The organism is Mesorhizobium sp. M0239 (genome assembly GCF_040321815.1).
Taxonomy (GTDB): domain Bacteria; phylum Pseudomonadota; class Alphaproteobacteria; order Rhizobiales; family Rhizobiaceae; genus Mesorhizobium.
The window spans coordinates 56,656-81,295 of record NZ_JAMYSG010000030.1 but is presented as its reverse complement, the minus strand read 5'-3'; the positions used below and the strand labels follow the sequence as shown (position 1 = coordinate 81,295).

The following is a 24,640-nucleotide window of genomic DNA, read 5'->3' as shown; positions in this document are numbered from 1 at the left end:
CCCTTACGTCAGACGCTCGCGAGGAGCTGGTTCTTGATCGGGGTTGTTGGCGTCGCCTCAGGCGCTTGCATCGGTGATCGAAGCTCGAAGAAGCGCACGATGAGCCATGCGACCAGGCACATCAGCGAATAGATGACCGCCAGGACGAGATAGGTTTCGAACTGGAATTGGTTGTAGTCTCGCTCCATGATCAGATGCGCAGTCGCCATGACGTCGGCCGCCCCGATGTACATGACCAGCGCAACGTTATGGATCAGGTAGATGACGGAGTTCCCATAGCCCGGCAAAGCGAAGTGCACCGCTTGCGGGCCGACGACGCGAGTAATTTTCTGTCGGAACGTATATCCAAGGCTGTCGGCCGCATCGTGCTGGCCGCGATCGACGGCCAGGTATGCAGGCCGCATGACTTCCGACAGATAGCCGCCGTGGTAGAGGCTCAACCCCACCATGGCAGCCATCGTCGCCGAAATAAAATCTTTGGCGCCGAACAGGATCACCAACAGCGGAAGCCCATAAAACGCGACGAACAACTGCAGTACGACAGGAACGCTCCGGGCATAGGACACGTAGAGGTCCACCAGGTGACTGATGACTGGCACCCTGCGGACCCGGAGGGTTGTCGCGATGAGAGCCAGGCAGAACCCGGAAATGAGGGCTGTAAACGTGATGGCGAGCGTCAGCGGCAGTGCCGAGAGCAACTCGGGAATCATAGCAGATACATCCACTTTGAACGCTCCTTCTTGCAATTCAGCCTTGCCGCTGACTAGCGAATATGGTCGCCGACGGCCGTGCTATTTCATGTACTGGACGATGCCCTCGCCGAACCACTTCTGCGAGAGCTTTTCGATCGTGCCGTCGTCTTTCAATTCCTTGAGAACCTTGTTCACATCGTCGGCCAGAACCTTGTTCTCGTCAGATCGGTGGATCAGCATGTAGGTGTTGTTGCTGAACACTGGCTCGGACGCCACGATATCGAGTTTCTTTTGCTCGATGACGGTCTGCTCACCGAGATTCGACGGCAGGACGAGAGCGTCGAACTTGCCGTTCTGAACTTCGTCCAGCCGGTTCGGGTAGGGGATACCGGCACTCGATGCCGTGACATCGAGCTTGTATTCCGGGTTTTCTTTCTGCCAATTCATGATGAACTTGTAGGTTCCACCGCCGGCCGTGGTCGGAACGATCCTCTTGCCGACCAGGTCTTTCATTTCCTTAATGCCGCTGTCTTTCTTGCTGTAAATCTTCATCAGGCTGGCGCCCATGGGATTTTCCGGAATGAGGAACTGCTTGGAGCGTTCGGGCGACTTGTAGTAGCCACCGACCGCGATGTCGTACTTGCCCGTGGCGAGGCCGGTTTCCTGGGCAATGTCGGAGACGCCTTCCATTTCGAACTTATACTGCGGCAGCTTTGCGTTGATCGCCTTCAGAAGATCGGGCTCATAGCCTTGCGGCTCGACGCCGATCGCGCCCCATGCCAGCGGCTTGGATTCGGCAGAGGTGGCGATCTTGATCGTCCGAACGGTCTGGCCATGGCTGATCCCCGCTGTTGCAAGGGCAATTGCGATGCCGCCAGCGATGGCCAGGGCATAGCGGCGAGAAAAACTGGATGTGATTGCAGACATTTCTTAGGTTCCCTTCTTGTTGAGCTATTGAAAAGCGAGTTCCGACTGCAGGAATTGGGCAAGTCGCGGGCTGGAAGGTGCATCGAAGATTTCAGCCGGGCTGCCATCGGCGGCAACCACGCCACGATCCATGAAGACAATCCGGTTGGAGATGTTCTTTGCGAATTGCATCTCGTGGGTCACAAGCAGCGAAGTGATCCCTGACGAGGTGACATCCTTGATCACCTTTAGAACTTCACCGACGAGCTCGGGATCCAGCGATGACGTAGGCTCATCGAAGAGTATCACGTCGGGGCGAACCGCCAGGGCGCGCGCGATGCCGGTGCGCTGGAGCTGGCCGCCCGACAGTTGGGAGGGATAGCTATCTCGCTTCGGGGTGAGGCCGACCCGCTCGAGCTCCCGCAAGGCGATCTCCCGCGCCTCATCTGCGGACTTGCGCTGCACGATCACCAGGGGATCCATCACGTTCTGCAGGACCGTCATGTTCTTGAAGACGTTGAATTGCTGAAAGACCATCGCCGTTCGCAACCGGATCGCCTGGACAGCGGTCTTGTCGGCACGCTGGTAATCCATCCGAATCTGATCGAACGCGATGGTTCCTGAGGACGGCTTGGCAAGGTAGTTGATGCATTTCAGCAACGTGGTCTTGCCGGTGCCGCTGGGGCCGATGATCGACACCACGTCACCCCGCTTTACCGAGAGATTGACGCCGTTCAGAACCTGCGTGCTTCCGTAGGACAGCTTTATATCTTTGAGTTCAAGCATTCTGGTTGGTGCCCTTCACAGTGTGGGACGGAGTGCCTTGACCGCATGCGACATCATCACCCGCTCTCCGCATGGCCGAGAACGTGCATCAGCCGGTTTGCCCAGCCGAAGATCGATATGGCGTGGATCAGATCGATGATCTCGCGGTCATCCATGCCAACTGATCGAAGCGCGGCGATGTCGTCTGCCGTCGCTTCCGACGGCGCCGCCGACAGGCGGCGGGCAAAGCTGTAGATTGCCGCATCGCGTTGGCCGAGCGCTTCAGGTTTGTGGAGATAAAGTGCGGTGACCACTTGGTCGCTCTTGGTCAACTCCGCATGCCGGCGGGCGTGGACAACGGCACAGAATTTGCAGCCATTGACGATCGAGGCCCCCAATGCGCCAAGTTCGCGGTCGGGACGGGCGAGCCCGCCTTCGACATACATGATTGCGTTGAACAGAACCGTGCGGGCAAGATAGCTCTCTGGGTCATGCGCAAGGGTGCGCACATATTCCGAAACTTTCTTGGCCGAAGGCGTAACCTTCATCGCTTCAAGCTGTTCCGGCGTGGCTTCGGATAGCTTGACCGGCGCGATGTATGGCTGCCAGTTCAGCGGCTTCAGGCGCACCGAGGAAATCATGCCGACCTCATCAATCGCAAGCCGGTCGCTACCCGCGTCTGGAAGTTGACGAAGGCAATCAGTTCGGAGAGCGCGACGATCTGAGGATTGCTCAATCCGGCCTGGGCGAGCAGGGCGATGTCGCTCGCCTCGGCCTTTTTTGGCGTCACCGTGACCAGGTCGGCGTGCCGGGCGATAGTCGCCAATGGTTCTTCCAGAGCCGTCTCGCCCTGGGCTACAGCCAGAAGCTGCTCTGTAGGATCAAGCTGATCCAGCTGAACATCATATTCGGCCACCAGGACCGGATCGGCATTCAGGGCGGCCATGCGACGGGCAAGAGCAACACGCAAATTCGGCGCCAGCCCCTGATCGTTTGCCGGGTGCAGCACCGAGAGGCGACATTCCTCGGCCCCTCGCACGAATTCGGGCCGAAACCGCCGTGCAGCGAAAAGGGCATCGTCCGGTGAAAGACCCGCTGCCTTGTCCATTGCGTCAATCACAGCGCGGCCTCCTTGTGCAACAAGGGTATTGAATCGACCCACTCGTCGCCCAGAAGTTCGGGCGTGTCGTAGGCGATCAGATTGGCGAAGTGGGTTTCGACATCCTCGGCAAACAGCGATGCGGCAATGCCGCGCACAAGACGGTCGGCACCGGCGCTGACGGCCGGGATGTCGCCGGAGACCTTGCCGTGCGTCAGCATGGCGGCGTCGTTGAAGCAGTGGATATGTGCAAGCATCGGGCAGGAGCCGGGGACGCGTTCGCGAAACTCGAAGGCAGGACCGAGATCCGGCGCGTCCGACATGCCTGCACGACCCGGCCCCATATCCGGCCTATATCGGCCATCCGACCAGGTGCGGATATGTGGGGCGATCGCCGCGAATTCCGGGCGGCCGTTGAAGTCATTTGAAAAACCGGTTGCCGCGATCAGGAAGTCGTAGCGCATCAGCCCTTGTGTGGTTTCGATCAGCAGGCCCTCCGGATCTTCCCTTACCGCAACGATGCCGCAGTCGAGAAAGAACCGGGCATTCGCGTGGCGAGACACGCGAAGCGTGGATGAACGCGGCGGCGGCGTCTGGGTGGAGGCGGTGTAGTCGAAGAACTTCCACTTCCAGGCATCGGGCAATTCATGCATGCCGAGTACGACACCCGGGCTGCCGATGCCGGTCAGCTTGTTGATGCGCGGCATCTCCTTGCGCCGGATCAACATGTCGACAGAACCGGCGCCCGCCTCGAGTGCGGTCGCAGCATTGTCCATGGAAGAGGCACCGGCGCCGATAACTGCCACACGCTTGCCTTTCAGCGCATCGAAATCGATGTCGTCGGCAGAATGGGCCCAATAGGCGCGATCGATCCCGTTGAGGAAATCGGGTACGGCAATACCGCCCAGACCGGAGCGACCGGTGGCCAGAACCAGACGACGGGTGAGAACCCGGCCGGATTCCGCGCCTTCGATATCGATCGCAATCAGATCACCAACGGGTTCGACGGCGGTCATGCGCACGCTGTTGCGCAATGGCAGAGCCAGGACCTTGCGGTACCAGACCAGGTAATCCATCCACTGGCCCTTGGGGATTTTGTCCAGCGACCGCCAGGCCTCAACGCCCCATTGCGCCGTGAACCAGGCGCGGAACGTCAATTGCGGCAGGCCGAGCGACGGACCGTGCAGGGTTTTCGGCGACCGGAGCGTTTGCATGCGGGCAAACGTTACCCACGGCCCTTCGAGCCCTGCCGGAGCCGCGTCATAGGCGACGACATTGGTTATCCCCGTCAGCACCAGCTTTGCCGTGGCAGCAAGTCCACACATGCCGGCGCCGATCACCACGACGTCACGGACAGGGACACCATCGTGCGAACGTGCCGGGACCCATGGCCTGGCAGGCAGTTCGAGGAAGTCGAGATCCTGCGCCAGCTGTGCCTCGAGCGCGGCAAGACTTGTCAAAATTGGCGCGGTGGGGGAATGCTTCATATCCCCGTTCCGTGATTTGTGGCGGATGCAGGATCGGTCACCAGTTGGCCGGCCAAGGCCGGATCGAGTTTCTTGAAGCCGACTATCGATCGTTCAGCCACCGCTTCGACCGCCTCCATCAACGCCTGTGCGACTGGACGAAGGGGACGTTTTTCGGCAGCCACAACCCCCCAATAAAAGAGAACGGTCGCGTCAATCGGGCGGATGGCGACCCCTGGCAAGGCCACGCCATAGGCGGTGAGGGGATCAATGACAGCGGCAACGCCGGTCCGGCGCACAAGCTGCAACGCGCCATAGGCAGTATTCGTCCGGATCACTGGCCCGGTGTCGATACCCCTGGCGGCCAATGCCTTGGAGACGTGCAGTTGGAAACGCAGCGGGTTGAGCAAGGTAGCGACGCGACGGCCGGCAAAGGCCGAAAGCGGTATGACGTCGAGTTCTGCCAGCGGATCGTCCTCCCGCACAGCAGCAACATCGGGCGCCGAATAGAGCCGCAGGACATCCAGGCCGGGTGTATCGAGCGGCAGGCTTGAAAAGCCGATCTCGGCACGACCGCTGCGCACTTCCTGGGCCACGATGGAGGGAAGAAACTGTCCGAGATGTGTCTCGTGCGGAAGCTCGATACCCTTGAGCTCGGCCATGGCCGTCGGGATCAGGCCAGTGCCGATCGCGGAGGTTGTGACAATCTGCAGGATCCGACCCCGGCCGGCGGCGATCATCTTGGCCCGCGCCGCGAGTTCGGTGAAGGACATCAGCAGTCGCCGCGCTTCTTCTTCAAATGCGACACCCTCTTCAGATAGCTGCACCCGTCGACCGACCCGGTGCAGCAATTCGAAGCCAAGTTCGCCCTCAAGATCCTGAATGGTGCGTGTCACCGCAGGTTGGGAACGCCCGAGCATGTCAGCCGCCTTGGTAATGCTGCCGCTGGCAGCCACCGCAAGGAAGGTCTGAAGGTCCCGAGTTTCCATATTCTCCCTACATGTGAAATACGTATGATTGACATCGTCTCATTCATTTTTGATATATGTCAAGCGGAAACTAATGTTCTCAGCGGCGCTTGCCGGCTCAGAGCCGGAGCCCTTGATCGAAACGGCTGGGGGCAACCGAGGTGACTCCAATTCGAAACCTCGTGATGAAAAAACTTGTAGGCCGGGACTACAAGGATTCTCGAACCATAAAGCCTGCAACAGGAGGAATGTTATGCGCGTGAGTATTCTGGGCGCCGGAGCAATTGCCTATGGCCTTGCGGCCTATTTGGCACAATCGGGACACTCGCCAACACTTTGGTCACCGTCGGGACACCGCACCAGAACGTTGGCTACTGGCGAATTGTTGAAGGCGACGGGGGATATCGAGGCGACGGTGCCGGTGCGCATTGCCAAGGATTGCAGAGATGCTATCGAGCACGCGGACGTGGTGGTGATCGCGCTTCCGGCTTACGGCCACAAGATGGTGATGGACGCCGCCGTCCCTCATCTGGCAGATGGAATTCCGGTCATCATCAGTTCGCATAGTTCGTTCGGGGCTCTGTATCTCTGGAAGCGGTTGGCCGAGCGCAAGGTCAGGTTGCCGATCGTCGTTTGGGGCACAACGCTACTGACTGGCCGCCAGCTCGGATCAACCGAAGTCAATGTCACTTCCATTCGCCAGAAGCTTGATGTTGCGACGCTGCCTTTCGATGCGCTCGACCAAGGGTACGAGCTTTGCACGGCCTTGTTCGGCAATCGTTTCGTCAAGCGGGATGGTCTGCTGGCGATTGCGCTCAGCAACCTCAATCCGCAGAACCATCTGGGAATTGCCCTTCTCAATCTCACACGCATGGAAAAGGCCGAGCAGTGGAGCCAAGGGGGAAATGTCACTCCTGCCGTTGGTCGCTTGATCGAGGCTCTGGATGCCGAACGGTTGGCCATCGCTGCCCATTTCGGTATCGCGGTTCGTACGGTCCAGGAACATTTTTCATTGTCGTTTCATGTGCCCATGAGCACTGTTTCGGACATGAACCAGGAGATGGATCGTCTAGGCCGCGGCGGGTTTGGCCCGACAACCATCCAGAGCCGCTATATTCTCGAGGATGTTCCGTTCGGCCTGCTACCGACTGCCGTTCTGGGGAAGATCAGCGGAAATCCGGCGACACTCCATGAATCCGGAATTTCCATCTTGTCGGCGGCTTATGGCCGGGATCTCAAGGGAGATAATGATATTCTTCCTGCGCTCGGCATCGAGGAAATGACAAAGGCGGATCTTGAAACCCTTTGCCGCAAAGGGTTATAACAGCTTCCAGTGCGCTGTAGCCCAGCTGCAGTGAATATTCTCCCAGCCCGGCATCGGCAGGGTCCTTGGCCGCAGGCAGCGTCTCTGCACGATCAGGAAGGATGATTGAAGCGACGAGCGCGTTGCGCGATCAGGGCGCTATCCATCGGTGTTGGGTGGCATAGGCCTCATTGCCAACCATTGCTCATGCGACATCGTTGGCAGGTCAAACTGGTGGCGGGTGGTCGAATAACCGTGTCCACCCATTCTGCCGACGGCGTCTAGCGCGAGTTGATCGATATAGAAACGCTCCTGGTCAACAAGATCCTCACGAATGTGCATCCGCATAACTTGACCAAGGACAATCTCGCGCGACTTACCCAGGCCAAGCGTCAAATGTCGGCGGCATTCGAAGGCTATAGGCGCTTCGAAAATGTAGGGGCATTGGACCGTCTCACCGGGCACAGGCGTCAGTCCGGCCTCGGCCAGTTCGTCAATGTGGGAAGGAAATGGGACGGCACAGACGTTCATGGCGTCAACCAGCGCATGGTCCACGATGTTGACTGTGAATTCCTCAGTCAGTCGGATGTTGAGCGTCGTATCTTTGAAGGACATGTCATTATGGTTCTCCACACCCAGGGCTAGGATTGGAGGATCGGCCGAGAGGCAATTGAAGAAGCTGTAGGGCGCAGCATTGACAGTCCCGTCGGGGTGTCGTGTGGTCACCAGAGCGATTGGCCGAGGCACCACTGCCCCGATCAGCAGCTTGTAGCGTTCGCGTGCCGAGATGCGGGCGAAGTCGATGCTCACGCGGCTCCGCTGCCCCACCGGCTCGGGCTGGGGGTTGAGCATTATATCCTCCTGAATTTTGCCAAGCTGCTTGAGAGTTGGTCACCCTGCCTGAGCGTATGTACTCAGGATGGAGCGAACGTCGGGCTCAGTTTGATCGCTGATTTGCGCCCGAGCCTCGAGTGCCTCGAGATGGTGTTCCATCGCATGCATGGCGCGCTCGGGATTGTGTTGGCGCAGCGCCTGAATGATTTCGACGTGTTCGTCGACGCCGCACTGATCGGAGTGCGGACGGCTGTACAAGGCTAGGATCAGCGAACAGCGCGATACAATCTCGCTGACATAACGGGTCAGCGGCTTCGATCCCGTGAGTTCGGCCAGCAGAATGTGGAATTCGCCCGCCAGCCGTATCGATAATGGTCCGCTCGTGTTTACTGCGTCCCTTTCAAGTTTGACGTGGCCCTCAAGTGCCGCAAATTGAGCGGGTGTGATCTTTCGCGAAAGCCGGTCCACTACCTCGCGCTCCAGGCAGCGTCGTAGGGAAAATATATCTAACGCTTCCTCGAGCGTCGGTTCGGCGACGCAGGCTCCGCGATTATTCCTCACCTCCACCAGGCCTTCGGCACTCAGTCGGACAAGCGCGTTTCGTACGCTGGTCCGGCTAACGCCGAACTGCTCGCCGATGGCGTCTTCGGGCAATTTCATACCGGGGCGAAGCGCCTGCTCAATGATGGCGCGACGCAGCGACAAGTAGACGTTTTCGGCTCGACTCGATTTGGTCATCGCATCCCCCTAAGCTCCCGCAACTTATCGATCAAGATATATTTTTGTCAATATGGGATACGATTTATCTTGAAATAGGTATACAATTATGCGGTAGTTACGTACACGGACCTGCAGGCGGCCGTCGCCGTGCCGCAGACGATAGGCTGCCTCTGGGAGGAGCGCACCGCATGACAACCAATTTGTTGATTAGAAATGTGCGCCCGATGGCTGGCGCCAATGTGGATATTCTTATTGAGAATGGCCGCATTACCCGCGTCGAGCCGGAGCTTTCACCTTTGGGCGGGCTGGTGGAGGACGGCGGAGGTCGCATCGTCGTTCCGGGCTTGGTCGAAGCGCACACCCACCTCGACAAATCGATGATCGGAATGGCGTGGTATCGCAATGAAGTCGGCCCTCGCTTGATAGACAAGATCGAGACCGAGCGTGAAGCCAAGATCCGCTTGGGTATCGATCCGGTCCGCCAGTCGCGTCGACAGGCGCTTGCCTCAGTGGCGCAAGGCACCACCCATATCCGTAGCCACGTCGATATCGACACCGTGCACGGCCTTGCCGGTGTAGAGGGCGTCATGCGCACTCGTGACGAGCTACGAGACCTCGTCGATATTGAGATCGTCGCCTTTCCTCAAGGCGGTATGATGATCCGGCCTGGCACTGTCGAACTTATGCGACGGGCGTTGGAAATGGGCGCCGAGGTGGTCGGCGGGCTGGACCCTGCTGGGGTTGATCGCGATCCCAAAGGGCACCTCGATGCAATTTTCGACCTCGCTCAACGCTTTGGCCGGCCCATAGATATACATTTGCACGAAGCGGGAGAGCTTGGCGCCTTTTCGCTCGAACTCATCATCGAACGCACCCGTGCACTCGGCATGCAGGGAAGGGTGGCAGTCAGCCATGCCTTCTGTCTCGGCATGCACGATGCCGATTATGTCGGCCGACTAATCGACGAGTTGGCGGAGCTTTCGATCCATATTCTTACCACCGGGCCGGCATCGCAGCCGTCGCCTCCGGTCGCCAAATTGCGATCTGCTGGAGTGGTCGTCGGCGCCGGAAATGACGGCATCCGTGACATCTGGGGACCTTACGGCAGTGGTGACATGCTGGAACGCGCGATGTTTGTCGGCTTGCGCAACAATTTTCGCCGCGACGATGAACTCGAATGGGCCCTCGACGTCTGCACGCGCGGCGGTGCCGGAGTTCTTGCGCTGGAAAGGTACGGCCTGATGCCCGGCTGCTGGGGGGACATGGTTTTGGTGGAAGGCGAGACACTCGCCGATGCCGTCGTGTCCCACCGGCCGCGCGCGTTGGTCGTCAAGCGCGGCAAGGTCGTCGCGCGAGGCGGGGTTGCGGTGCAGACCTCACCTGCGCAAATGAGCACAAAAACTTATTAGAAGGGATACGATGTCTAAATTAAATTGTATACAATAATGTGATATGTCTATACAAAAAAGGCCCCAGTGCCTTTCGAGGCAACCTAGGCCCCAGGGAACAATAAGCAACGAGAGGAGCAATCATGTCATTCAACAGGCGTACATTTCTGCAGATCGGATCAGGGGCGTTAGGACTCGCAATAACCGATGCTACCTTCACCAAATTTGCCTTTGCCGAGGGGGCGGCGGGCACATTGCGAGTGGCGATCGCCAAACCCGCGGGCAATCTTGATCCGCAGAGCCACTACGCGATCTGGGCCATTCAGGACCTGATGTTCGAGCCGCTGGTGCGGTACGGCAAGGGCGGCCAGATCGAGCCTTGCCTTGCGACCGACTGGAAGATCGAAGAGGGGGGCAAGACGTTGCATCTTACGTTGCGCCAGGGGGTAACGTTCCAGGACGGCGCAGTGTTCGATGCAGCTAGCTGCAAGTGGAATCTGGAGCGTTGGCTAGGACTCGATCAGTTCAGCTGGATGAACTGCTCCAAGTATTTTCAATCGTTGGAAGTGATCGATGAGCACCAGATAGCCGTTCATTTCAAAGAACCGCCGCTGGCGCTCATGCAGGAGCTTTCCTACACACGGCCGCCGAGGTTCCTCAGCCCCAAATCGGTCGATGCGAATGGCAAATTTGTCGAACCCGTCGGCACCGGTCCTTGGCGTCAACTTAGCGCTGACGATACACAAAGTGTTTTCGAGCGCTACGACGGCTACTGGGGCGACAAGCCGACTTATCAGCGTCTCGAAGCCAAGGTCATCCCTGATCCGCGCGCGCGGGTTGCCGCCCTGCGCGCTGGCGAGATCGATCTCGTCGGCGGGTTTTGGATCGCGCCGCTTACCCCCGTTGAGGCAAAGCAGCTCGAGGCCGCAGGGCTCAACGTGGTCATCGATCCCGGCAACGTCACACTGGTGATGGCTTTCAATCCCGATCGCACCGAAGCGCTCAAGGATCCGCAAGTGCGCAAGGCCGTCAGCATAGGGATCGATCGCGCGGCGATTTCCCAGGCGCTCTACCAAGGCTTTGCCCGACCGGCGGGCAACCTGTTCTCCGATGCATTGCCATTTGCTGGCACCCAGCATGATGCCCCAGTTCGCGACGTTGCGGCCGCATCAGCGCTCCTGGAGAAGGCGGGTTGGACGGGTGGTCCCGTGCGTTCCAAGGACGGCACGCCACTGACGCTTGAGATTGTCGTCAGTCCCGACGCCGTTCCCGGCTCTCGCGTCGTGGCCGAAGTCATACAATCCGAGATGAAGGAAATCGGCATCAATTTGATCGTCCGCTCTGTCGACCACGCTTCTAAGCACACCGACATGCTCGAACGGAAATACGATCTCGGCTTCTTCCTGACCTACGGGGCTCCTTACGATCCGTTCGGCACGGTGGTGGCCTTGTGCCTCTCGACCTTCAAAAACGATGTCGAGGGCAAGCTGTTCACCGATCCGGCCAACCTGGACCCGCTGATCAACGCTGCGACAGCGGCAACCGGGGATCAGATCGCGCCATCGATCCAAAAGGTTTACGACTGGCTGCGTGACAACGACGCGATAGCGCCGTTGGTTTACGTTCCCAGCATCTGGGCGCACTCCAAGCGGGTCCAGGGCTTCACCAGCCCGGTCACCGAATACGATATGCCATACGAAAATATCGTGCTGGCCGAGTAGAGGGAGGGCGCGTTGATCCACTTCATCAGCAAGAGGCTGAGGCACTCCCTCGTACTGCTGTTCATGGCGTCTCTGGTTTGCTTTACCCTGGTTGTTTCGGCTCCGGGAAATGTCGCTGTTCTCATCGCTGAACTCAGAGGAGCAGTTGCAACCCCGGGTTACGTCGAAAAGGTTGCCGAAGAGATCGGACTGCATAAGCCCCTGCTGATGCGCTACGCGGGTTGGCTCGGCGATGCAGTCCGAGGAGATTTTGGCATCTCCTACAGAACGGGCCAGGAAGTCAGTGCGGACTTGCCAAAGCGCATGTTGGTCACCGGTACCCTGATCGTTGGCAGCGCCGTGGTTGCGACCCTGCTCGGCCTGGCTCTCGGATTCCTGGGTGCCTTCTGGCCCTACAGACTGCCGGACCGCGTTTCGCGCGGTTTGGCTCTTCTCGGCGCATCGACACCGACATTCTTCGTCGGGGCGCTGATGATCTATGGTTTCTCTGTCACCTTTCAGCTCTTTCCATCCTTCGGCTTCGGCGGTCCGGAAAGTTGGGTGCTGCCATGGGTCACTGTCGCGGTGCTGCCCGCCGCCGTGCTCAGCCGTGTCGTTCGTGTGGGACTGGAAGAGGCCATGGCCAGCCCCTTCGTGTTGACGGCCAAAAGCAAAGGTCTGGGACGGACCGCCATCCTGTTCCGGGACGCGCTGCCAAACATCATACCTGTGTTCATCAACGCACTGGGAACCCAGGTCGGCCTGATGACCGCAACTGCTATCATCGTTGAACCGCTGTTCGCCTGGCAGGGCGTGGGCGACTACTTTCTCCAAGGCGTGAAGTTCCGGGACTTCATGGTCGTGCAGGCCTGCCTGTTGATCTTCCTCGCCTTCTTCATCGTGGTGAATCTGATCGTCGATCTCGCAGTTCTGATGACCGATCCACGTGTCCGGCGCCAATGGAGCTGACCATGAATAGATTAAAGCCTGCATTCGCCCGGTTGAACAAGTTGCCCCGCGTGGCCTTGATCGTGATCGGCCTCTTCCTCGCCCTGGGCAGCTTCGCGCCATGGCTCGCTCCACAAGATCCCAGCGCACAGAACTTACTGGAGACCGGCCTGGGACCAACTGCCGCACATTGGCTCGGCACCGACCATCTCGGGCGCGATACGCTCAGCCGCCTGATCATTGCGGCGAATACGTCGTTGGTCAGCGTTGGCTCGGTCCTCATCATTGCAATGACGGTCGGTGTCGCCATGGGGACCATCGCTGGCTACCACCGCGGTTGGGTAGACGACCTGCTGATGCGCATCGTCGACGTCGGACTGTCCATCCCAAGCCTGATCACTGCCCTTGCCGTGATCGGGATCGTCGGGCCGGGCTACTGGACCTTGGTACTGGCTCTGTCATTGGCATGGTGGCCGATGAGCGGTCGTATCAGCCGGGCCGTGGCGGTCAGCATCATGAGCAAGCCGCATATCGAAGCCCTGCGTGTGCTGGGCGCCAGCCCATGGCGCATTTACTTCGGCCATTTGCTCCCCGGCACCATCGGCGCGGTCATGGTCTATGCGACGGCGGATGCCGGGACAGCCGCTTTGGCTGTCGCAACACTCAGCTTCCTTGGTCTGGGCATTCAGCCGCCCACGCCGGAATGGGGACAGATGCTTGTTGATGCTTTGCCGTATCTCGAGTCGGATCCGCGACAGGTTATCCTGCCCGGCCTGGCCCTGACCGCTGCGGTGATCGGCTTCAACATCCTCGGCGAATCCATAGCACTTAATCGCATTCCCAAGCCGCTTTCGAGGCGGACGCTTGCCTTGCGCAGAATTGAGGTCGCCGGCTGGGCCAAGGAGAATTCGGATGCATGACGAACCCCTTTTGAACGTCAGCAATCTGACGGTCGATCTCCTGACCGCGAAGGCCGCGGTACGCCCCGTCGATGGCGTCAGCTACACCGTCCGGCAAGGAGAATGCCTTGCCATCGTCGGGGAAAGCGGCAGCGGCAAGACTGTAATGAACTTCGCGCCGCTCGGTCTGATGCCGACCGGCGTGACGACGAACTTGTCGGGATCGGTGCGCTTCGATGGGCGTGAATTGATCGGCCTGCCGGAATCCGAGATCCGTAAGGTACGAGGCAAGTCGATCGGATTCATTTTCCAGGATCCGATGAGCGCGCTGAACCCCGTCCGCCGTGTTGGAAGGCAGATCGCCGAGATGGCGGAGCTCCATCTCAAGATGACCCCACGCGCTGCGGAGGAGCGGGCGTTGGAACTCATCAAGCTGGTCGGCATCTCGGATCCAGCAGCGCGACTTCGTCAATTCCCCCACGAACTGTCGGGTGGTCTCAGGCAACGCATCGTAATTGCCATTGCGCTGGCCGGCGAGCCAAAACTTCTGATCGCGGACGAGCCTACGACCGCTCTCGATGTGACGGTCCAGGCTCAAATCCTGCGCCTGCTCAAGGACCTGCAGCGGCGGCTCAACATGGCCATGGTGCTGATTACCCACGATATGGGGGTAGTCGCCGGAGCGGCCGACAACATCGTTGTCATGTATGCGGCTCGGGCCGCCGAACGAGGTCCCGTGGACAAGGTCCTCGTTACCCCACGCCATCCGTACACGAGAGGGCTGATCAACGCGATCCCACGGCGGGAAGACCCGATCGGTTCGGAGTTTCGCGGTCTTCCCGGGATACCTCCAACGCTGGGCGCGCCATTCAAAGGCTGTGCCTTTGCCCCGCGCTGCGAGCTCGCAATTCCCGCATGCACCGCAAGCCGCCCTCCACTTGCGCGGTCGGTCGACAGCGCTGTTGTCGTGGCCTGCGCGGTTGTCAACCAAAGGAAGGCAGCAGCATGACGCACGGTCCTGTTCTGAAAGTCGAAAACCTGCAGACGCGCTTCAAAAGCGTTCAGCGAGGCAAGTTCATCCATGCCGTCGACGACGTCTCGATCGAGCTCTATCCGGGCGAGATCGTCGGTCTGGTAGGCGAGTCCGGTTGCGGAAAGTCGACGCTGGGCCGCACCATTGTGGGTCTCGAAAAGGCAAGCGCGGGACGAGTCCTGCTTGATGGAGTGGACCTCACCACACTCTCCGGTGCAGCACTGCGCGAAAGCCGCAGGGCGCTCCAATACGTGTTTCAGGATCCATATTCGTCCCTGAACGACAGACAGACGGTCGGTGAGACGATCGATGAAGCGTTGCTGATCAGCGGGTTGAAATCACAATCCGACCGCAACCATCGTACCAAGGCGCTCCTGGATCAGGTCGGACTGGCGGACGCTTTGAAGGATCGGCACACGCGGGAACTGTCCGGAGGGCAGCGCCAGCGCGTTGCGATTGCCCGATCCCTCGCCGTGAATCCAAGAGTGCTGATCTGCGATGAACCAGTTAGCGCACTGGATTTGTCCATCCGAGCCCAAGTGATGAACCTTTTCCTGCACCTGCAGAAAGATTTTGGGGTGGCGTGCCTGTTCATTGCCCACGACCTTGCGTTGGTCAGGCAGGCTGCATCGCGCGTCTACGTGATGTACCTCGGCAAGATCGTGGAGCACGGGCCATCGCAGGAACTCTACGATCACCCAGGCCATCCCTATTCGCAGATGTTGCTGGCCTCGACACCGGAGGTGGATCCGATCGCCGAAAAGCAGCGCAGGGTTCCGGTCATGATCGGGGAGGTGCCGAGCCCTACGAATCCACCATCCGGCTGCAGGTTCCGGACTCGCTGCCCCTTGGTGGTCGAAGAATGCAAACAACAGATGCCACCGGCCTTGAAGCTATCTCCTGGGCACAGTTCGGCTTGCGTGTTTGCCAAGGATCTCCATCGCGGCAAACGTTCGGCGCTGATTTCGCCAACAGCCAATGCGGCATGACACGTTGACACAGCCTAGCGGCGCACCAATTCACCACGCCGCCGCCTACCTCGACACGAATGCTCACGGGACGGTGGTGCGCCAAACAGTGAGGTCGTGGCAATGAACAGCGCGTCACTCCGGCGCCAAACGGCGCCGGATAAAATTGACGTATCGTTCACATCATCCGTTTGATGTCGGTGTAGGCACCGTTCGTCTTCAGCGTCACGGTGACGTCGGCATCGGTGCGGTTACGCCAGAACCAACCGTGATTGCCGTCAAACGCTGCCTCAAGTACGCCCTCGTCCTCTGCAGCCCCGCGGCCCTTCTCGTATGAAATGTTTTCGCCGCCGCCGTCACCATGGGTGTCGAAGTTCACCGCCGCGCCATTGGCCGTCCAAGAGTATTGTGCCTGTGCGCCCTTGGCCATGACGAGCTTGATCTCAGCTCCTTCGCCGGGCTTCAGGGTGACCGACATTTCGTCTGTCCGGAGTTCCTGGGCAGAGGCGGAACCCATCACCAGTTCAGCGAAGACGCGCTCCAGAAGACTCGACTGCTGATCTCGGGCTGGCACGGCGATCGGAGTGCCGTTTTGCAGTTCGCGAAGGCGGTCCTGCTCGGCCTCTTCGGCCAGTTGTGTCTTGATCTCGCCCATCTCGGTGAGCTCGAGCGCTCGCCCAACGCCGGTGGGATCGATGGCGTATTCGGCCGGCAGCACGATGGTCACAAGGATGGCAGCTGCCGCGAGAATTGCGATGACGGTAGAGCGAAGGAGTTGCATGGATGTCGGCAGCTCGGCGCGGGTCGGGATGTCGGTATTGTACATAGGAGAATTCCTTTTTTGGGATCTTTACTTGGAGGCTCAGGAGACGACCCAGCCGGTGAGCTGATAGCCGATCAGCACAAACCCGGCGGTCATCATGATGGTGTTGGCGGTGTATGCGTGGCGCCAGAAACTGTCGGTCCGGCGCCAGTAGCCCATGACAATAAGGATGGCAGCGAGCGCCAAAAGCTGGCCAATCTCAACGCCGACGTTGAAGGCAAGAAGATTTGGCACTAGCCCGTCGGGCGAGATGTTGTATTCGATGATCTTCGCCGACAGGCCGAAGCCGTGGAAAAAGCCGAAGATCAGCGTCGCGATCCTGGTGTTCGGCTGGAAACCGAGCCACCTCTGGAAAGCGCCCATATTGTCGAGCGCCTTGTAGACGACCGACAGGCCGATGATCGCGTCGATGATGTAGCTGTTGATGCCCACCTTGAAATAGACGCCAAGCAGCATGGTCGTGGAATGGCCGAGCGCGAACAGGCTCACATAGATGCCAATGTGCTTCATCCGGTAGAGGAAGAAGATCACGCCGAACAGGAACAGGATGTGGTCGTATCCCGTCACCATGTGCTTGGCGCCGAGATAGATGAAGGGCAGCAGATTGATGCCCGTGATCTCCTGGATATAGCCCTTGTCGCCTTCGGCAACGGCATGGGCGAGGGCAACCGCCCCAAGCAATGGAAGGGTCAGGAGAGCAATGAGCATAGGAAGGGCCAACCGCCAGCGCGCGCAAGGCGTGCGTGGCGGACCCTCGTAGAAGGATCCTTGCATGAGAATTCCAATCGTCGTCGTTGAGGATGGCCGCGCGTGCGGCCGCGATCATGCGATGACGATCTGCCTGGGAGGGCGCTCAAGCCGGAAACGGATTTTGAGGTCGGCAAACGAAGGCGGGTAAACCAGCCAGCTCCGGCCTATCGGCGGTGCTGGCTGCGCGAAGCCCGGAAGCGTGCTCGCCGTCTCATGGGTGTGGTCGGCCGGATTGTGGCCGTGGGTATGACCAAAGCTCTGCTCATCGGCTTCGCCATCGTCATGGCTGTGGCCGTGTTTTTCGATCTGTGCTGCCAGCTCTGCGTGACGCGCTGCCTCGGCGGCAGCGAGCGCCATCGGGCTATGCGAGGCCGAACCACCCATTGGGGAGACCAGCACGCCGAGAGTCATCGCGAAAGCGACGATGAGACGAAAGGCTATGCTATGGATCCAATTCGGCATGCTTAACGATTATTCTCTAAAATCCTAACGAATCGTTGCGTGCACCAGAATCGAGGCCACTTTGAGGCTTGGAATATCCTCTCTGGGGGGATAGCATCAAGGTATGAATGAGCGTCCCTACGTCCACGAAACCCATCCTGCCATCATCAAGCGGCTGAAGCGCGCCGACGGCCATCTGCGCGGGATCGTCGAGATGATCGAGGCCGGTCGACCGTGCCTCGACATCGCCCAGCAACTTCATGCCGTGGAGAGGGCCATCGCCCAGGCCAAGAAGACGCTGATCCAAGACCACCTCAACCACTGCCTTGAGGACGTCGTCGGACCGCTGGCGCTCGAGCAGCGCCGCTCGATCGACGAGTTCAAGGATATCACCAAATACCTGTGAGAAGCGCCATGATGGACAAAGTTCGCGATTGGTTCGGATTCGGCCCGATGACGCACGGCATGGGCGGCCACGGACATGATCACGGCGAGGGCGGCCATGGTCACACCCATGGCGTCATCGACCCGACGATCGCCACGACGACGCGCGGCATCTGGGCGATCAAATGGTCATTCGTCGTTCTGGCCATCACGGCGGCGCTTCAGCTCGTGGTCGTGTTCCTCTCCGGCAGCGTGGCACTGCTGGCCGACACGATCCACAATGTCGGCGACGCGGTCACCGCTATCCCATTGTGGGTCGCCTTCATGCTGGCCCGTCGCAAACCGAGCGAGACGTTCACCTACGGGCTGGGCCGCGTCGAGGATCTGGCCGGCATTCTGATTGTCCTCATCATCCTGTTCAGCGCCATCGTTGCCGGCTACGAGGCGATCGACAGGTTGATCAATCCGCAGCCGATCGCATTTCTTGGCTGGGTCGCCATAGCCGGCATCATAGGTTTCTTAGGCAACGAGGCCGTCGCTGTGTTCCGTATCCGTGTCGGCCGCGAGATCAACAGCGCGGCGCTGATCGCGGATGGTTACCATGCCCGCACCGACGGCTTTACCAGTCTGGCGGTCGTGCTTGGCGCTATTGGCGTGTGGCTAGACTTTCCGCTTGCCGATCCGATCATCGGACTGTTGATCACGCTGGCGATCTTCGCCATCGTATGGCAGTCGTCGAAAGCCGTGTTGACCCGCATGCTCGACGGCGTCGAGCCTGGCATCGTCGATGAAATCCATCATGCCGCCAAGCATGTATCCGGCATCGAGCGTGTCCAAAGCGTGCAGGCGCGCTGGATCGGCCACCGCCTGCATGCCGACGTGGCCATCAGTGTTCCGGAGATGGCGACGGCCAACGACGTGCTGGGTGTAACTGAAGCCCTCAAACAGGAGCTGTTCGCCCACTTGCCGGCGTTGGCCGAAGCCAACGTTCGCTTGGTGAGCCCGGCCGTCACTGGCGCGGAAACCTCTCATGCTCACCATCATGCGCCGGAGCCCTTCAAGGTCGCCTGTGATCTGGCTGAAGGGACATTGGAAATCGTCGATACACCGGCTGGCGAGCGGATGCGTCTGACGATCGACCGGCATGCCGACGATTTGACGGCGACGGTGATCATCGACCGGCCAGAGGGGCCGGAGACGTTGCACCTCGATCCTGTCGCCGACAATCATCATCGCCTTGAGAGCACAGTCACCCCTGCCGAGCCGCATGAATTCGAGGCAAGACTGGTCCTGAAGGCCAAGGATCGCGAACAGGTGCTACCGTTCAAGATGGTCGAACCCGAAGGTCACCATCATTAGGTCGACAGACAGATACGCTGTTCAATGACCGATCTCGCAGCCTACGCTGGTCTTTTCCTGGCAGCCTTCATCGCCGCGACGATCTTGCCGATGCAATCGGAAGCGGTGCTGATCGGGCTCTTGCTTGCGGATTATTCGCCCTGGTTGCTAGTCGGAGTCGCGAGCGTCGGCAACGTGCTTGGGTCGGTGATTAACTGGTTGCTCGGCCGAGGCATTGAGCGCTTTCGGGACCGGCGGTGGTTTCCGGCGAACCAAACGCAACTAAACCGCGCACAAGTGTGGTATCGCCGTTACGGGAAGTGGTCGCTTCTGCTGAGTTGGCTGCCAATTGTCGGTGATCCGCTGACCGTCGTCGCGGGCGTCCTGCGCGAGCCTTTTCGGGTTTTCCTCTTGCTGGTCACTGCGGCCAAGGTCGGCCGTTATCTTGTTCTTGCCGCCATGACGCTGAGCGTGATTTGATCTTGAGGGCCCACCTTAACCGCATGTCCCATTTCGGCCTGCTTGCAATGCCAGACGTGCTGCCTGACCGGAAACGATGAAGTGCGAGTGAAAATGCGACTGACGGGCATGGTATCAGGCGTCGCGCTGTTGCTCGCTTCCGCCGCGGCGGCGAGTGCCCATCCCCATGTCTTTGCCGAAGCGAAGCTGGACATGACCGTCGGTCAAGACCGCACGGTCAAATCACTTCGGCATCTCTGGCGTTTCGACGACCTCTTTTCCAGCACTGTGCTGATGGAATTCGACAAGAATTCCGACCTTGTTCTTGATACAAAAGAACTCGATGAGGTTGCTCTCACCGTCCATGCGTCGCTGGCCGGGTACAACTACTTTCAGATGGTGACCTTGAACGGCAAGGACGTGACGATGGCGCCGCCACCGAAGTTCAGCGTCAGCTTTGAGAATGATCAGCTCGTTGTCCAGTTCGAAACGCAGCCGAAGGACCCGTTGGCTCTTGCTGGAAAAGTCAGCATCGGCGTCTATGACCCGACCTTCTACACGGCGATCGATTTTACCGACGACGACAAGATTGCTGTGGCTGGCCTGCCTGTAGGCTGCTCACGCGCGGTCGTCCGTCCAGATCCGGACACGGCCATCGCACAGAACCAGAAAAGCCTGACAGACGCGTTCTTCAGTGACCCAACAGGGACCGATCTCGGCAAGATTTTCGCGACACGCCTCGAATTGACCTGCGGCTGACCCGGAGCCGGTTCGATGGCCATGTTCCAGACGCTGGTCGACTTCCAACGCACGATCTACCTGGCGCTGGCCGAGCAGATCAAACTGCTTTCGGCCGGCGGCGATTGGCTGGCCTTCACGGCCTTTCTGCCGATGGGCGTGTTATTCGGTGCAGCGCATGCGCTGACGCCGGGTCACAGCAAAGCCCTACTGGCCACGTATTTGGCCGGTTCGAACGCAAAGGTTTCGCGCGGTCTTCGGGTATCACTGACACTTTCCTTCACGCATGTGACGATTGCCGTGCTGATCGCGGCGCTCTCGCTACCGTTGGTGTCTATTGCCCTGGGCAGTGTTGGCCGCGCGCCGCTACTAGAAGACGTCAGTCGCGGGCTGCTTGGACTCATAGGCGTCTGGATGCTCTGGCGCGCATTGAGCCACGGCCATCACCACAAGCATGAGGGCGAGGCCGTCGGCGTCATGGCCGGCTTGATCCCATGCCCGCTGACGCTTTTCGTGATGACCTTCGCAATATCCAGAGGCGTTCCGCTCGCCGGTATCCTGTTTGCAATCACCATGATGGCCGGCGTGGCGCTGACGCTGTCTTGCGTTGCGGTGTTGTCGATCCTGTTTCGGGAGCGCCTAGTGCATTTCTTCGACAGCCGGCCACGCCTGTTCGATGCCATTTCGCGGACGATCGAAGGCGCTGCCGGAATTGTTCTAGCCGGCGTAGCGGTCTGGCAAATCACTTCTTCCTAACGCTGTCCAAAGCCAGAGTCCCCGCGTCGGGGCAGCAGCTCCGCGTGATAATTCTGAGCCCAATGCGGTTGCGCAATAGCGCCAAATACGCTTCACAGATCCCGCCAGTCAGATCCAGCAGAGGATATCATGCCGGCGGACGATGGTAGTCTACGCGACATTCTTGGAATTCTGTTGGTTCTAGTACTCGTTGGCGCAAATGGCTTCTTTGTCGCTGCGGAATTTGCGTTGGTGGCGGTCAGGCGGAGCCGAGTCGACGAACTTGCTACCGCTGGACGCTTGAATGCCGGGCTGCTTCAAAGAGCCTTGGCGAATCTCGATGCCAATCTTGCCGCGACCCAGCTGGGTATCACCATTTCGTCGCTGGCGCTTGGCTGGGTTGGCGAACCTGCACTCGCCCATCTGATCGAGCCACTGCTGGTCGGAGCGATGGGGTCTCTTGCCACCGCCGGATCCCATATAATCGCCGTAGCAATTGCTTTTATTATCATCACTGCTCTCCACATCGTTCTGGGCGAGTTGGCGCCGAAAAGCCTGGCGCTTCAGCGTAGCGAGGGCACGGCACTCTGGGTGGTGCGGCCGCTAGGCCTGTTCCTGTTCCTGCTCAGGCCGGCGATCCTCGCTTTGAACGGTCTTGGCAATCTGGTGTTGCGTCTCTGAGGATTGCGGCTAGGGACGGGCGAGGAGTCCCTGCATTCGCTTAGAGCTGAAGCTGCTTGTCGCGGCGAGCCAGGAGGCAGGGCTGCTTCACCAGACCCAGCAGGAGCTCGTCGAGCGCGTCTTCAACATTGGCGATCGGCGCATCGCCGATATCATGACGCCGCGGCGCGATATCGACTGGATCGGCGTGTCGTCCGCAAACAGCCCGGAAGGTAAAGACCTGTTTCGCAAGGCACAGCTCACCTCGAACCTGCAACTCAATTGGGCCGACGGGATGCAGGGCGCTGGCCCACCGTCTGAGCAGGTCGTTTGCAATGCGTTGCTAGCCCCACAGGGTCTTTGGCGGTGGCGGATCACCCTCAGGATTATCCAAATCGTCTGGGTCGGGAAAGAGATTTTGCTCGCGCAGGTTCGAAGTCAGCACATCAAGTTGGTTCTGCGCTTCGATGTGAGCCAGCCGCTGTTTGGCCCATTCGATCAATAGCCGCGGCCGGGAACGGGTATCTGATAGCGAGCACAAGTCTTCGCCAGCCCTCGTCCGATATGTCGAACCGCTCAGCAAGCGTGACGATAGGGGTCGACCAAACGAGGTCATACAATTCTTGGCGGGTGAAGGTGTGCGGCATTTTTGGCTTGGGGACGGATTCGGTGGGTGAGACAACCCAGTCGCTAGGCCGCTCAAAGTCAAGCAAGCGATGCGCATTTCCCGCGCCTGACGCACGTGGCGTTTCCCTGTTGGACTACTTTCATTTCCCTGTTAGGGCGAATAGGGAATTCCTGGACAACGCGTTGAAACTACTGTGAGATTTCAGGCCGGAATTGGCTCGGCCGCTCAAAATCGCCAGAAATTCGCTGTTTTTCGGGCTCTAATAGGGAAAATCAGACAGAGACTGGTTCGCCAATGACTGCCTGCACCACCATAACCATTGATTTCATTGATAAAAATATGCCTCGGCCCAAAACGTTTTGGGCCCGTTATGGGCCCAAAGAGAATGGGCGGCCGATGTAGCACCCTGCGCATGGCCGGTTGATCTCACCTACTTGACGACGCGCAGGGCCGCTCGCTGCTTCATCGCATCGCGTTTGGCCTCACGCTCGTTGATGGCGCGGGCTATGTCGACAGCGATTCGCTTCTTGTTGGCCTCTCGGACATATTCGTCCGTCACCGTCATGGAAGAATGCCCCATCGCCTCCATGATGGCGCGTGCTTGGATGTTGCATTCGGCGAGATAAGTGCCGAATGTGCGGCGTAGCCCGTGCAGAGTGTAGCCCTCAGGAATGCCGGCCTGCTTGTTCCAATGTGCCATCATGCCGGTGAGGCTCTTTTCCGCGAATGGACGCCCATAGGCATTCTTCAGGACCGTCCCGCCTTTCGAACGATCGAGCGGCGCCAACGCTTGCGCGAGCTTGTCGACGATGGGGATAAACATCTCGCGCCCGCCGTGACGGTTGCGGTTCTTCTTCTGCCGGAAATCGAAGGCCTCGATCACCTCTAGAGAGCCATCGAACAGTTCGATCTCTTCGAATACCAGATCGTCCCATTCCAACGAGGCGATATCGCCGCGTCGGTTGCCGAGCCAGAAGGCGAGCGCGTAACAGGTGCGCGGCGGGGAGCCGATCGGATGGCGCGCCTCGAACTTTTCACGAATGGGGACGGGCCACGCGGGATTGGCGGTCGATTTAGGAATGCGGACGCGGATCGACAGTGAGGGATCGTCCTGCGGTTTTATCCATTTCTCAACTTCGATCCCCACCCACAGGAGCTTCTTGATTGCGACCAGCAGGTGCTTGGCAACCGTCCGGTTGGCGGCAAAGACGCTTTCGACAATCGCGCGCAGATGGTCGGCGTCGAGATGTTCTACTGGCGTATCGCGCCAAGTCAGCGGACAGGCAGGATCCACCTGCATTCGGAGGAAGCGTTCAATAAGCCGGGCATTTTTCCGTTGCGTCGCTTCGTCAAAGTCCAGCCATTCCATCGTCGCTTCAAGTCGCCGCGCAGCATGACCGAACGTCTTTGGCAACGCCCGACCGGGTAGGTCGATAATAATTGCCTTCAGGCCCTGACCCTGCGTTGCCCTTTCATAGGCAGCCTCGAATTCCGGATCGCCGGGCTGACCGGGGAGGCGGATTTCAGGCATTCCCTTTGCACGATAGCGATAGACTGTCTTTCCATGACATCCCCTACGAGTTGCGCGCCGGTTCCAAGGAAACAGGCCTTAATGAGGCCGTACTGGAGATCGGTGCAGTCCTGGAACTCGTCCAAGAATACCTGGCTGTACGTTTCCTCAGCGCGTTCCGCGCGATCACGCTGCCCTCGACGATCGTCTTCGCAAGAGGGATCATGTCCCTGAATGTAATCGACTGGCCCTGGATGCGAGCCGGCCCGACGGAGAAGTCCGCAGCCAGTACGTCCTGCCCGGTGAGCGCGAGGCGGAACTGCTGGATTATGCGGAGCACGAAGCGATGGAATGTGAAGCTGTCGAAGCGTTCCCCAAGCTGGTGGCCGCACCGGCGCCTTACGCGCGCCTTGAGGTTCGTGCTGGCATCGACCTTGAAGGAGATCGCAAGGATACGCTTTGGGTATCTGCAGCTTCGCGTCCGC

Annotated in this window: 26 protein-coding genes and 1 pseudogene; 13 read left to right on the top strand and 14 right to left on the bottom strand. The window is 59.4% G+C overall.

The annotated features are described in order from the left end of the window. Window positions 1–8: 8 nt before the first annotated feature. The 7 genes from NKI99_RS26845 to NKI99_RS26815 form a co-directional block, all read right to left on the bottom strand. Window positions 9–725 (bottom strand): amino acid ABC transporter permease, encoded by a 717-nt coding sequence (locus tag NKI99_RS26845; protein ID WP_023809598.1) that lies wholly within the window; start codon window positions 723–725, stop codon window positions 9–11. Between the two features lie 66 nt (window positions 726–791). Then, window positions 792–1,619, bottom strand: coding sequence for a transporter substrate-binding domain-containing protein (locus tag NKI99_RS26840; protein ID WP_023809597.1), 828 nt, complete (start codon window positions 1,617–1,619; stop codon window positions 792–794). A 24-nt stretch (window positions 1,620–1,643) separates the two neighbouring features. Continuing rightward, window positions 1,644–2,384 (bottom strand): amino acid ABC transporter ATP-binding protein, encoded by a 741-nt coding sequence (locus tag NKI99_RS26835; RefSeq protein WP_023809596.1) that lies wholly within the window; start codon window positions 2,382–2,384, stop codon window positions 1,644–1,646. A 56-nt stretch (window positions 2,385–2,440) separates the two neighbouring features. Next, complete coding sequence (locus NKI99_RS26830; protein WP_352612707.1) at window positions 2,441–3,004, bottom strand: peroxidase-related enzyme; 564 nt, start codon at window positions 3,002–3,004, stop codon at window positions 2,441–2,443. Then, on the bottom strand, window positions 3,001–3,471 hold the full coding sequence (locus tag NKI99_RS26825; protein WP_206535270.1) for a CMD domain-containing protein: 471 nt from the start codon (window positions 3,469–3,471) through the stop codon (window positions 3,001–3,003). The genes NKI99_RS26830 and NKI99_RS26825 overlap by 4 nt, the downstream gene beginning before the upstream one ends. A gap of 8 nt (window positions 3,472–3,479) precedes the next feature. Further along, complete coding sequence (locus tag NKI99_RS26820; protein ID WP_352612705.1) at window positions 3,480–4,949, bottom strand: NAD(P)-binding domain-containing protein; 1,470 nt, start codon at window positions 4,947–4,949, stop codon at window positions 3,480–3,482. Next, on the bottom strand, window positions 4,946–5,917 hold the full coding sequence (locus tag NKI99_RS26815; protein WP_127291977.1) for a LysR family transcriptional regulator: 972 nt from the start codon (window positions 5,915–5,917) through the stop codon (window positions 4,946–4,948). The genes NKI99_RS26820 and NKI99_RS26815 overlap by 4 nt, the downstream gene beginning before the upstream one ends. A 232-nt stretch (window positions 5,918–6,149) precedes the next feature. Here NKI99_RS26815 and NKI99_RS26810 point away from each other — a divergent pair, with 232 nt between their 5' ends. After that, complete coding sequence (locus NKI99_RS26810) at window positions 6,150–7,220, top strand: NAD/NADP octopine/nopaline dehydrogenase family protein (RefSeq protein WP_127291980.1); 1,071 nt, start codon at window positions 6,150–6,152, stop codon at window positions 7,218–7,220. 138 nt (window positions 7,221–7,358) lie between these two features. Here NKI99_RS26810 and NKI99_RS26805 read toward each other — a convergent pair whose 3' ends face one another. Together NKI99_RS26805 and NKI99_RS26800 are read right to left on the bottom strand one after the other, a co-directional pair. Continuing rightward, the gene (locus NKI99_RS26805) at window positions 7,359–8,051 is read right to left on the bottom strand and encodes a flavin reductase family protein (protein WP_127291983.1); all 693 of its coding nucleotides are present in this window, start codon (window positions 8,049–8,051) and stop codon (window positions 7,359–7,361) included. 39 nt (window positions 8,052–8,090) lie between these two features. Next, window positions 8,091–8,771 carry a GntR family transcriptional regulator gene (locus NKI99_RS26800; RefSeq protein ID WP_352442495.1) on the bottom strand — a complete coding sequence of 227 codons (681 nt, stop codon included), beginning with the start codon at window positions 8,769–8,771 and terminating at the stop codon, window positions 8,091–8,093. 170 nt (window positions 8,772–8,941) lie between these two features. Between NKI99_RS26800 and NKI99_RS26795 the strand changes: the two genes are divergently transcribed. From NKI99_RS26795 to NKI99_RS26770, 6 genes are all read left to right on the top strand, one after another. Further along, window positions 8,942–10,162, top strand: a complete 1,221-nt coding sequence (locus tag NKI99_RS26795) for an amidohydrolase family protein (protein ID WP_023809588.1) — start codon at window positions 8,942–8,944, stop codon at window positions 10,160–10,162. Window positions 10,163–10,284: 122 nt separating this feature from the next. Continuing rightward, complete coding sequence (locus NKI99_RS26790) at window positions 10,285–11,862, top strand: nickel ABC transporter substrate-binding protein (protein WP_127291988.1); 1,578 nt, start codon at window positions 10,285–10,287, stop codon at window positions 11,860–11,862. Window positions 11,863–11,874: 12 nt separating this feature from the next. Beyond that, window positions 11,875–12,810 (top strand): ABC transporter permease, encoded by a 936-nt coding sequence (locus NKI99_RS26785; RefSeq protein ID WP_023809586.1) that lies wholly within the window; start codon window positions 11,875–11,877, stop codon window positions 12,808–12,810. Beyond that, on the top strand, window positions 12,801–13,709 hold the full coding sequence (locus NKI99_RS26780) for an ABC transporter permease (RefSeq protein WP_352612703.1): 909 nt from the start codon (window positions 12,801–12,803) through the stop codon (window positions 13,707–13,709). Before NKI99_RS26785 ends, NKI99_RS26780 begins: the two co-directional genes overlap by 10 nt. Then, window positions 13,702–14,697 carry an ABC transporter ATP-binding protein gene (locus NKI99_RS26775; RefSeq protein WP_127291991.1) on the top strand — a complete coding sequence of 332 codons (996 nt, stop codon included), beginning with the start codon at window positions 13,702–13,704 and terminating at the stop codon, window positions 14,695–14,697. Before NKI99_RS26780 ends, NKI99_RS26775 begins: the two co-directional genes overlap by 8 nt. Next, window positions 14,694–15,710 (top strand): ABC transporter ATP-binding protein, encoded by a 1,017-nt coding sequence (locus NKI99_RS26770; RefSeq protein ID WP_127291993.1) that lies wholly within the window; start codon window positions 14,694–14,696, stop codon window positions 15,708–15,710. The genes NKI99_RS26775 and NKI99_RS26770 overlap by 4 nt, the downstream gene beginning before the upstream one ends. Window positions 15,711–15,867: 157 nt before the next feature. Here the strand turns inward: NKI99_RS26770 and NKI99_RS26765 are convergent, their stop codons facing one another. From NKI99_RS26765 to NKI99_RS26755, 3 genes are all read right to left on the bottom strand, one after another. Next, the gene (locus NKI99_RS26765) at window positions 15,868–16,515 is read right to left on the bottom strand and encodes a hypothetical protein (protein ID WP_023809583.1); all 648 of its coding nucleotides are present in this window, start codon (window positions 16,513–16,515) and stop codon (window positions 15,868–15,870) included. A gap of 36 nt (window positions 16,516–16,551) precedes the next feature. Next, a complete protein-coding gene (locus tag NKI99_RS26760; protein WP_352612701.1) occupies window positions 16,552–17,220 on the bottom strand; it encodes a HupE/UreJ family protein in 669 nt (222 codons plus the stop codon). Window positions 17,221–17,334: 114 nt separating this feature from the next. Further along, complete coding sequence (locus tag NKI99_RS26755; protein WP_127291998.1) at window positions 17,335–17,619, bottom strand: hypothetical protein; 285 nt, start codon at window positions 17,617–17,619, stop codon at window positions 17,335–17,337. Window positions 17,620–17,827: 208 nt separating this feature from the next. Here NKI99_RS26755 and NKI99_RS26750 point away from each other — a divergent pair, with 208 nt between their 5' ends. From NKI99_RS26750 to NKI99_RS26725, 6 genes and pseudogenes are all read left to right on the top strand, one after another. Next, window positions 17,828–18,109 carry a metal-sensing transcriptional repressor gene (locus tag NKI99_RS26750; RefSeq protein ID WP_352612699.1) on the top strand — a complete coding sequence of 94 codons (282 nt, stop codon included), beginning with the start codon at window positions 17,828–17,830 and terminating at the stop codon, window positions 18,107–18,109. Between the two features lie 8 nt (window positions 18,110–18,117). Continuing rightward, on the top strand, window positions 18,118–19,446 hold the full coding sequence (locus NKI99_RS26745) for a cation diffusion facilitator family transporter (RefSeq protein WP_127292003.1): 1,329 nt from the start codon (window positions 18,118–18,120) through the stop codon (window positions 19,444–19,446). Between the two features lie 24 nt (window positions 19,447–19,470). Next, complete coding sequence (locus NKI99_RS26740) at window positions 19,471–19,905, top strand: YqaA family protein (RefSeq protein ID WP_127292005.1); 435 nt, start codon at window positions 19,471–19,473, stop codon at window positions 19,903–19,905. Between the two features lie 93 nt (window positions 19,906–19,998). Beyond that, on the top strand, window positions 19,999–20,643 hold the full coding sequence (locus NKI99_RS26735; protein WP_502895378.1) for a DUF1007 family protein: 645 nt from the start codon (window positions 19,999–20,001) through the stop codon (window positions 20,641–20,643). A 21-nt stretch (window positions 20,644–20,664) separates the two neighbouring features. Beyond that, entirely contained in the window at window positions 20,665–21,378 is a 714-nt protein-coding gene (locus tag NKI99_RS26730) for a HoxN/HupN/NixA family nickel/cobalt transporter (RefSeq protein ID WP_352612713.1), read from the top strand. Window positions 21,379–21,507: 129 nt separating this feature from the next. Beyond that, window positions 21,508–22,243 (top strand): annotated as a pseudogene (locus tag NKI99_RS26725) (CNNM domain-containing protein); the annotation flags it as partial. A gap of 832 nt (window positions 22,244–23,075) precedes the next feature. On the opposite strand, the gene NKI99_RS26715 reads toward NKI99_RS26725, so the two are convergent. Together NKI99_RS26715 and NKI99_RS26710 are read right to left on the bottom strand one after the other, a co-directional pair. Beyond that, complete coding sequence (locus tag NKI99_RS26715) at window positions 23,076–24,176, bottom strand: tyrosine-type recombinase/integrase (protein WP_352612697.1); 1,101 nt, start codon at window positions 24,174–24,176, stop codon at window positions 23,076–23,078. Window positions 24,177–24,219: 43 nt separating this feature from the next. Then, window positions 24,220–24,609: a DEAD/DEAH box helicase family protein gene (locus NKI99_RS26710; protein ID WP_502905562.1), complete on the bottom strand. Its 390-nt coding sequence runs from the start codon at window positions 24,607–24,609 to the stop codon at window positions 24,220–24,222. Between the last annotated feature and the right edge of the window lie 31 nt (window positions 24,610–24,640).

Excerpts from the sequence above, each read along its gene's own strand:
- NKI99_RS26840 (WP_023809597.1), bottom strand. The coding sequence starts at position 1,619 with ATGTCTGCAATCACATCCAGTTTTTCTCGCCGCTATGCCCTGGCCATC.
- NKI99_RS26835 (WP_023809596.1), bottom strand. The coding sequence starts at position 2,384 with ATGCTTGAACTCAAAGATATAAAGCTGTCCTACGGAAGCACGCAGGTT.
- NKI99_RS26830 (WP_352612707.1), bottom strand. The coding sequence starts at position 3,004 with ATGATTTCCTCGGTGCGCCTGAAGCCGCTGAACTGGCAGCCATACATC.
- NKI99_RS26825 (WP_206535270.1), bottom strand. The coding sequence starts at position 3,471 with ATGGACAAGGCAGCGGGTCTTTCACCGGACGATGCCCTTTTCGCTGCA.
- NKI99_RS26820 (WP_352612705.1), bottom strand. The coding sequence starts at position 4,949 with ATGAAGCATTCCCCCACCGCGCCAATTTTGACAAGTCTTGCCGCGCTC.
- NKI99_RS26815 (WP_127291977.1), bottom strand. The coding sequence starts at position 5,917 with ATGGAAACTCGGGACCTTCAGACCTTCCTTGCGGTGGCTGCCAGCGGC.
- NKI99_RS26810 (WP_127291980.1), top strand. The coding sequence starts at position 6,150 with ATGCGCGTGAGTATTCTGGGCGCCGGAGCAATTGCCTATGGCCTTGCG.
- NKI99_RS26805 (WP_127291983.1), bottom strand. The coding sequence starts at position 8,051 with ATGCTCAACCCCCAGCCCGAGCCGGTGGGGCAGCGGAGCCGCGTGAGC.
- NKI99_RS26800 (WP_352442495.1), bottom strand. The coding sequence starts at position 8,771 with ATGACCAAATCGAGTCGAGCCGAAAACGTCTACTTGTCGCTGCGTCGC.
- NKI99_RS26795 (WP_023809588.1), top strand. The coding sequence starts at position 8,942 with ATGACAACCAATTTGTTGATTAGAAATGTGCGCCCGATGGCTGGCGCC.
- NKI99_RS26790 (WP_127291988.1), top strand. The coding sequence starts at position 10,285 with ATGTCATTCAACAGGCGTACATTTCTGCAGATCGGATCAGGGGCGTTA.
- NKI99_RS26780 (WP_352612703.1), top strand. The coding sequence starts at position 12,801 with ATGGAGCTGACCATGAATAGATTAAAGCCTGCATTCGCCCGGTTGAAC.
- NKI99_RS26775 (WP_127291991.1), top strand. The coding sequence starts at position 13,702 with ATGCATGACGAACCCCTTTTGAACGTCAGCAATCTGACGGTCGATCTC.
- NKI99_RS26770 (WP_127291993.1), top strand. The coding sequence starts at position 14,694 with ATGACGCACGGTCCTGTTCTGAAAGTCGAAAACCTGCAGACGCGCTTC.
- NKI99_RS26765 (WP_023809583.1), bottom strand. The coding sequence starts at position 16,515 with ATGTACAATACCGACATCCCGACCCGCGCCGAGCTGCCGACATCCATG.
- NKI99_RS26760 (WP_352612701.1), bottom strand. The coding sequence starts at position 17,220 with ATGCTCATTGCTCTCCTGACCCTTCCATTGCTTGGGGCGGTTGCCCTC.
- NKI99_RS26755 (WP_127291998.1), bottom strand. The coding sequence starts at position 17,619 with ATGGCGCTCGCTGCCGCCGAGGCAGCGCGTCACGCAGAGCTGGCAGCA.
- NKI99_RS26750 (WP_352612699.1), top strand. The coding sequence starts at position 17,828 with ATGAATGAGCGTCCCTACGTCCACGAAACCCATCCTGCCATCATCAAG.
- NKI99_RS26745 (WP_127292003.1), top strand. The coding sequence starts at position 18,118 with ATGATGGACAAAGTTCGCGATTGGTTCGGATTCGGCCCGATGACGCAC.
- NKI99_RS26740 (WP_127292005.1), top strand. The coding sequence starts at position 19,471 with ATGACCGATCTCGCAGCCTACGCTGGTCTTTTCCTGGCAGCCTTCATC.
- NKI99_RS26735 (WP_502895378.1), top strand. The coding sequence starts at position 19,999 with ATGCGACTGACGGGCATGGTATCAGGCGTCGCGCTGTTGCTCGCTTCC.
- NKI99_RS26730 (WP_352612713.1), top strand. The coding sequence starts at position 20,665 with ATGTTCCAGACGCTGGTCGACTTCCAACGCACGATCTACCTGGCGCTG.
- NKI99_RS26715 (WP_352612697.1), bottom strand. The coding sequence starts at position 24,176 with ATGCCTGAAATCCGCCTCCCCGGTCAGCCCGGCGATCCGGAATTCGAG.